This window comes from Granulicatella sp., from assembly GCF_057274575.1.
Genome location: NZ_DBHISP010000030.1, coordinates 1 through 6,515, shown reverse-complemented (window position 1 = coordinate 6,515; position 6,515 = coordinate 1). Strand labels below are relative to the sequence as shown.

The window sequence follows — 6,515 nt, the reverse complement described above, 5'->3', positions numbered from 1 at the left end:
TTAGCGCCGATAGTAGTTGGGGGTTTCTCCCTGCGAGGGTAGGACGTTGCCACGCAAACTGTATAAGCTGGGCCTTGTGCCCAGCTTATTTTGTAGAGATTTTTATGTTGAAGACGTTTTGTATTATAGGAATTTTAATCGGAAGTTTGTTATAATGAAACGGATGATAAAGGAGGAGGTAGAATGATGAAATGGATTAAGAATGCCATTGTTATAGCGTTTCTATTCGTTTTGACAGCTTGCGGGAACAGTTTCTCGACTGAAGCAGTGCAAAAAAAAATAGTCACTTCTGCTGACTCGATTTCAAATTATCATATTACCGTAAAGCAATCAGACTATAAAGAAGGGACGAAAACTCCTTCTGCCCAAACCATTGCCAGTGCGAGCGCTTGGAAAGATGGTACGGGATACGGTTCTAAAATCGATAAGACTTCCGGGAAAGTGACGAATCAACTCGAAGTGATTGCCGATGCGAATATTGGTTTTATTCGCTATTATCACGACAAATGGGAAAAAACTATTACAGCCACTTCAAGTTTACAAAACACGGTCGTTTTTCCATATGCCAAACTGATTCAATTTACCAAAGAAATCCATCAACTCGTTCCTTGGACGAAGGAGTGGCAAAGTTATGAAAAATCCTATTCCGGAGACGATGAAACGATTCGCAAGGCGGTAACGTCCATCCTTGGAATTGCGACGAATGATACGTCGAAAGTAGAGTTGAAAATCAAGACCGATGCCGCTGGAAATCTTATCACAAATGTGGAGATTAAAGTTGTTGACGAAGGCGAGCAAACCCGCAAAGAATATACGATTGCCTACTTACAATTCAATGAACAACAAAAGAAAGCTTTGCCTCAGTAAGGGCAGAGCTTTTTTCGTAAAATAAACCGGTATGACTACAAAAAAGAGCGTATTTTTGTTACAATAGAAAAGAACAAAATATTGCGAGAAATGAAGAACATTTTGTAGACATGCGAGAGGGAGAATGCTTGCATTCTCCCTTTTTTAGAACAAGAAACATGGAGGAAGAGTATGGGGCGTGTGATATCCGTTGCCAATCAGAAAGGTGGAGTTGGAAAGACGACTTCAACCGTCAGTTTAGCGGCTGCGTTGGCGGTCAATGGCAAAAAAGTATTAATTATTGATAGTGACCCTCAAGGGAACGCAACGAGTGGTCTTGGCGTACAAAAAGGGGAACTCGAACAAGATGTATATGATGTTTTAGTCAACCAAGTACCAATGGCGGACGTGATTGTCCCGACGAGTCGTGAAAACTTGATGATTGCTCCTTCGACAATTCAGTTAGCAGGAGCAGAAATCGAGTTAACCAGTCAACCACGTCGTGAGCAACGATTGAAAGAGGCTGTAAAGAAGATTAAAGACGATTATGATTATATCTTTATCGACTGTCCACCTTCACTCGGGCATTTAACGATGAATGCTTTTACGGCTAGTGATACGGTATTAATTCCTGTGCAGTGTGAATACTATGCGTTAGAAGGGTTGTCACAACTGATGAACACGATCACGATGGTTCGCAAGCACTTTAATCCTCATTTGAAGATTGAGGGCGTTCTTCTAACGATGTACGATGCGCGTACGAACTTAGGGAATGAAGTAAAAGAGGACGTGATTAAGTATTTCCGTGAGAAAGTCTATAAAACGATTATCCCTCGAAACGTCCGTCTATCTGAGGCGCCAAGTTACGGGCAAGCGATTGTGGACTATGACCCCCGTTCTAGAGGAGCGGAAGTATACATGGAGTTAGCAAAGGAAGTGTTGGCACATGAGTAAAAATCAAAAAGGAAAAGGCCTTGGACGTGGAATTGACGCGTTGTTTATGAATGACTTAGATACCCTCGATGCCTTAGAACAAGTACAAGAAACCGAGCAAATTCAACAGATTGATGTGTCAGAAATTCGTCCAAATCCTTATCAGCCGCGTAAAGAGTTTGATGAGGAAGGTTTAGCAGAACTTGCGGAATCGATTCGCCAAAATGGAGTTTTCCAACCGATTATTGTTCGCAAGTCTAAAATTAAAGGATATGAATTAGTTGCTGGGGAACGTCGTTTGCGTGCGTCTAAATTAGCTGAGAAAGAAACGATTCCAGCTATCGTACGTGACTACTCAGAAGAAACGATGATTCAAATCGCAGTTGTTGAAAACTTACAACGCGAGAATTTGAAGCCTTTAGATGAAGCGATGGCGTATCGTACATTAATGGATTCATTGAAATTAAAACAAGAAGAAGTAGCCAGTCGCGTAGGGAAGAGCCGTTCATATGTGGCGAATTTCTTACGATTACTAACCTTGCCAGCTGCAGTACAAGAACTCGTACAAAATGGGTCTCTTTCAGCAGGGCATGCGCGTACGCTTCTTGGATTAAAAGACCAAACGAAAATTGGTGCTGTGGCTAAAAAGGCCGTGAAAGAAAATCTAACGGTTCGTGCCTTAGAAACTTTAGTCCAATCCATCAATGAACCTGTTAAGAAATCAACGAAGAAAATCCAAAAACCGAAAAAATCCATGTATATCGTTGAATCGGAAGAACGTTTAATGGATAAATTCGGAACAAGCGTGCAAATCGTTGAGAAAGGCGAACGTGGTAAAATCGAAATCGAGTATCTTTCTCAAAAAGATTTAACCCGTATTTTAGAAGTATTAGAAATCGAATTAGACGATTAATAAAGGAGTCTTTATGAAAGCAGGAACAACGTATCAACTACACGATCATGTGGAAATGAAAAAACCGCATGCGTGCCAAACGAATTCCTGGGAAATCATCCGTATGGGGATGGACATTCGTATCAAGTGTGATCACTGTGGTCAAATGGTCCTAATGCCAAGGCGGGAATTCGAGAAGAAGATGAAAAAGGTGACGATTTCTGTTGCCGAAGAAAACAAATAAGAGAAAGAGTGTGACAAATGGCCTTAACAGCTGGAATCGTCGGCTTACCAAACGTTGGGAAGTCAACATTATTTAATGCAATTACAAAAGCAGGGGTCGAAGCAGCGAACTATCCGTTTGCGACGATTGACCCAAACGTGGGAGTGGTAGAAGTGCCAGACCTTCGTTTACAAAAATTAACGGAATTAGTAAAACCTAAGAAAACTGTTCCGACGACCTTTGAATTTACCGATATCGCTGGAATCGTTAAAGGGGCAAGCCGAGGGGAAGGTCTAGGGAATAAATTCCTAAGCCATATCCGTCGAGTAGATGCGATTTGCCAAGTGGTTCGTTGTTTTGAAGACGAAAATATTACACACGTGGCTGGGAAAGTAGACCCAATCGCAGATATCGAAACGATTAACTTAGAGTTAGTATTGGCCGACCTTGAGTCAGTGGACAAACGGATTGCTCGCGTGGCAAAAATTGCGAAAACAAAAGATAAAGACGCGGTGGCAGAACTTGCTGTCTTAGAAAAAATCAAACCGGTGTTAGAAGAAGGTCAATTAGCGCGTACGATTGAATTCACAGAGGAAGAACTTCCAATCGTGAAAGGCTTATTCCTTTTAACAACAAAACCAATGCTTTACATCGCAAACATCTCAGAAGATGACGTGATGGAAGGCGGCCATAACCAATACGTACAATTAGTGGAAGACTATGCAGCCAAAGAAGATGCAGAAGTCGTTGTCATCTGTGCGAAAATTGAAGAAGAAGTGGCAGAACTTGAGGAAGAAGAAAAACAAGCCTTTCTAGAAGAAATGGGAATTGAAGTTTCTGGATTAGACATCTTAATCCAAAAAGCGTATCACTTATTAGGATTAGCGACTTACTTTACAGCTGGGGAGCAAGAAGTACGTGCGTGGACATTCCGCCGTGGCATGAAAGCTCCGCAATGTGCGGGAATCATCCACTCAGACTTCGAGCGTGGATTCATCCGTGCAGAAACAGTTGCGTATGCAGATTTGCTCGAATATGGTAGTATGACAGCCGCAAAAGAGAACGGAAAAGTTCGACAAGAAGGTAAAGAATATGTCGTACAAGACGGCGACGTTATGCTCTTTAGATTTAATGTATAAGGATATCGGAGGATTATAGTATGTCAGAACAAAACCTATCAGTAGAAGAACAAGTATCAGTAGATACATTGAAAGCAGAATTAACAAACAAAAATGAACAATACGTTTTCCAATTAGAACGTGAATTAAAGGAAGCAGGATTCGAAGGGGCACAAATCGAGAAAGAATTAGCACTTATGCTTCCTCAAATCATCGAACATCAAAAATCAGGAGTGACTGCACGTCAATTATTCGGAACGGTAACAGAACGCGTGCATGCGATTGTAGACGGACCTGCTAAAGATCCAGATGCAAAATCTCCAGATTGGCAAATCGCTTTAGATGGTGGTTTATTAGTAGGGGGATTATTCGCTCTAGTAACAGGAGTGATGTTGATGTTAAATCCAGATTCAGGTTCACAACCAATGGGCTTATTAACACTAATTATCAACTTTATCGCAGGAGCGTTCGTAATGTTAGCTATTTCGAAAAATGCTCCTAAATTTGACAACCCAAAAGGCCAACGTGGGTACATTCGTTACTTAGTAGTGAGCACGGTAGCGATGGTCGCATGGTTACTCTTAGTTGTTGCAAGCCAACACTTCATTCCAAGTTTTATCAATCTTGTAATGAGTTATGAATGGTACTTGCTCATTGGGGGAGCAGCTTTAGCAGCTAAATTCTACTTGAAGAAAAAATTAAATATTGTTGGTTCAGTAATGTAATAGAGTACAGACAAGTGTGAGATGATGGCGAAGTTCCTTCGTGGACAATCCCGCAGAGATTTCACACTTTTTTGATAGTGTAGAGGTGAGAACATGAATCGAAAAATACGTTATATCATTACGTTTTTACTAGGATTAGTGGTCTTTTTTAGGTTGAGCTCGAGTGTTGATGCTCGTAGCTTAAAGATAGACAAATACGATATCACCGTGAATATTATAGAAAACGGCGATGTTCAGTTTCAAGAAAAAATTACGTTTCATGCAGACGGTTCTTATAATGGGGTGTTCTATAATTTAGATTACTCAGGGTTTAGAGAACCAACGGATGTCACTGCCTTTTTGGAAACAGCTTCTGGAACGGTAGAAATGCCTCAAAATTCAACGGGAACGAGTGGCACCTATCAGCTGACTCATGAAGCGGACAAATTGAAATTTAAAGTCTTCACACCGTTTTCAAATTCGAGAAGAACCGTTACCTTCCAATATACGATTCCAAATTTAATTACAAACTATCAAGACACAGCGGAATTAAACCGAAAAGTCGTTGGTACACAGTGGGAAATCAACCAAGAAAACATCACGGTCAAGGTGAACCTTCCAGGAAATGCGTCTAAAGAAACGCTTCGTGCGTGGGGACATGGGGCAGGGCAAAACGGGAATGTAACAATTGCTGATGATTACAAGTCCGTGACCTTCACAGCTCCTTCTAACAACAGTGGAGATTTCGTTGAAGTTCATATGATTTTTCCACAAACATTGACTCCAGCAAATACCAATGTAGTGAACCGAAAAGCCTTTGATGAGATTGTGGCTCAAGAAGAAAAATTGCTGCAACAAGAAGAAGGTATGAAGACGCTAGGGTCCATCGGTGTGTATATCGGTTGGATACTGATGGTTGTGAACTTAATCTTTGCATGGGTTAAAGGCTTCATTGCCAACCGTAAGAGACTACAAAAAGTTCCTCACGTTCCAGATCATCTCTTTGAAATTCCTGAAGATATTACTCCGGCTATTATGAACAAAGCGATTTATGGCAAGAGTACAATGAAAGATTTAAGTGCAACGGTCATGGATTTAGTCCGCAAGAGGATTTTAACCTTGTCGGAAACACAACCACATGAAATTAAACTCGTTGGAGATGTATCGAAACTTCTTCGTCACGAGAAATTAGCAGTGAAATTGCTCTTTGAAAACGTGGGTGGCGGAGATGATACCATCTTCCTAAAAGATATTAAAGAATACGCTGAAGATCATCCAAATGCGTATTATAATGCAGCCACTAGTTGGTTGAATGCGGTCGATACGGCTGCAGAAAAACATCGCGTCGATCGTTTTACAAAAGGAGAACCAGAAGCGAGAAACTATTTTGCAGGTTGTTTTGTATTCCTACTTGTAGCAGCCACTTTCGGTTTAAGCCTTTTAAGTAAGAACCCAGTACTGGCTGCCCTTACGTTTATCTTTGCCCTTGTTTTCATTCCTCTGACATTAATCGGAGGAGGAGCAGCAGCGAAGAGACGTACGCTGGAAGGAGAGTATCGTTACCGTCAATGGCAAGCATTTAAACAAATGCTGAAAGATCTCTCTCCAATGAAGAGAATTGAAGATTTACCAAGTATTCAACTGTGGGATCACTTCTTAGTTTATGCCATTTCTTTAGGCGTAGCGGAACATGTGATTAAAGTGTTGAAGAAATTAATACCAGACCAACTACCAGACAGTGTGTTCTATTCAAGTCAAACAGGAACGATTTATTATCCTATTGCGGACTTTAATAGTGC

General features: G+C 41.0%; 7 protein-coding genes. All 7 read left to right on the top strand.

Features of this window, described 5'->3' with window-relative positions:
* The first annotated feature begins 183 nt into the window (after nucleotides 1–183).
* Nucleotides 184–867: a hypothetical protein gene (locus ACO5V7_RS08655; protein ID WP_485485859.1), complete on the top strand. Its 684-nt coding sequence runs from the start codon at nucleotides 184–186 to the stop codon at nucleotides 865–867.
* A 171-nt stretch (nucleotides 868–1,038) separates the two neighbouring features.
* Nucleotides 1,039–1,800, top strand: coding sequence for a ParA family protein (locus tag ACO5V7_RS08650; RefSeq protein WP_005607902.1), 762 nt, complete (start codon nucleotides 1,039–1,041; stop codon nucleotides 1,798–1,800).
* Nucleotides 1,793–2,692 (top strand): ParB/RepB/Spo0J family partition protein, encoded by a 900-nt coding sequence (locus ACO5V7_RS08645; protein WP_485485858.1) that lies wholly within the window; start codon nucleotides 1,793–1,795, stop codon nucleotides 2,690–2,692. The genes ACO5V7_RS08650 and ACO5V7_RS08645 overlap by 8 nt, the downstream gene beginning before the upstream one ends.
* A gap of 13 nt (nucleotides 2,693–2,705) precedes the next feature.
* Entirely contained in the window at nucleotides 2,706–2,915 is a 210-nt protein-coding gene (locus tag ACO5V7_RS08640; protein ID WP_005607897.1) for a DUF951 domain-containing protein, read from the top strand.
* 17 nt (nucleotides 2,916–2,932) lie between these two features.
* Entirely contained in the window at nucleotides 2,933–4,033 is a 1,101-nt protein-coding gene (gene ychF, locus ACO5V7_RS08635; protein WP_485485857.1) for a redox-regulated ATPase YchF, read from the top strand.
* A gap of 20 nt (nucleotides 4,034–4,053) precedes the next feature.
* A complete protein-coding gene (locus ACO5V7_RS08630) occupies nucleotides 4,054–4,737 on the top strand; it encodes a DUF1129 domain-containing protein (protein WP_485485856.1) in 684 nt (227 codons plus the stop codon).
* Nucleotides 4,738–4,830: 93 nt separating this feature from the next.
* The coding region (locus ACO5V7_RS08625; protein WP_485485855.1) for a DUF2207 domain-containing protein at nucleotides 4,831–6,515 on the top strand (1,685 nt) is incomplete at its 3' end.

Coding starts and splice junctions, on each gene's coding strand:
- ychF (WP_485485857.1), top strand. CDS start 2,933: ATGGCCTTAACAGCTGGAATCGTCGGCTTACCAAACGTTGGGAAGTCA.
- ACO5V7_RS08645 (WP_485485858.1), top strand. CDS start 1,793: ATGAGTAAAAATCAAAAAGGAAAAGGCCTTGGACGTGGAATTGACGCG.
- ACO5V7_RS08640 (WP_005607897.1), top strand. CDS start 2,706: ATGAAAGCAGGAACAACGTATCAACTACACGATCATGTGGAAATGAAA.
- ACO5V7_RS08650 (WP_005607902.1), top strand. CDS start 1,039: ATGGGGCGTGTGATATCCGTTGCCAATCAGAAAGGTGGAGTTGGAAAG.
- ACO5V7_RS08655 (WP_485485859.1), top strand. CDS start 184: ATGATGAAATGGATTAAGAATGCCATTGTTATAGCGTTTCTATTCGTT.
- ACO5V7_RS08630 (WP_485485856.1), top strand. CDS start 4,054: ATGTCAGAACAAAACCTATCAGTAGAAGAACAAGTATCAGTAGATACA.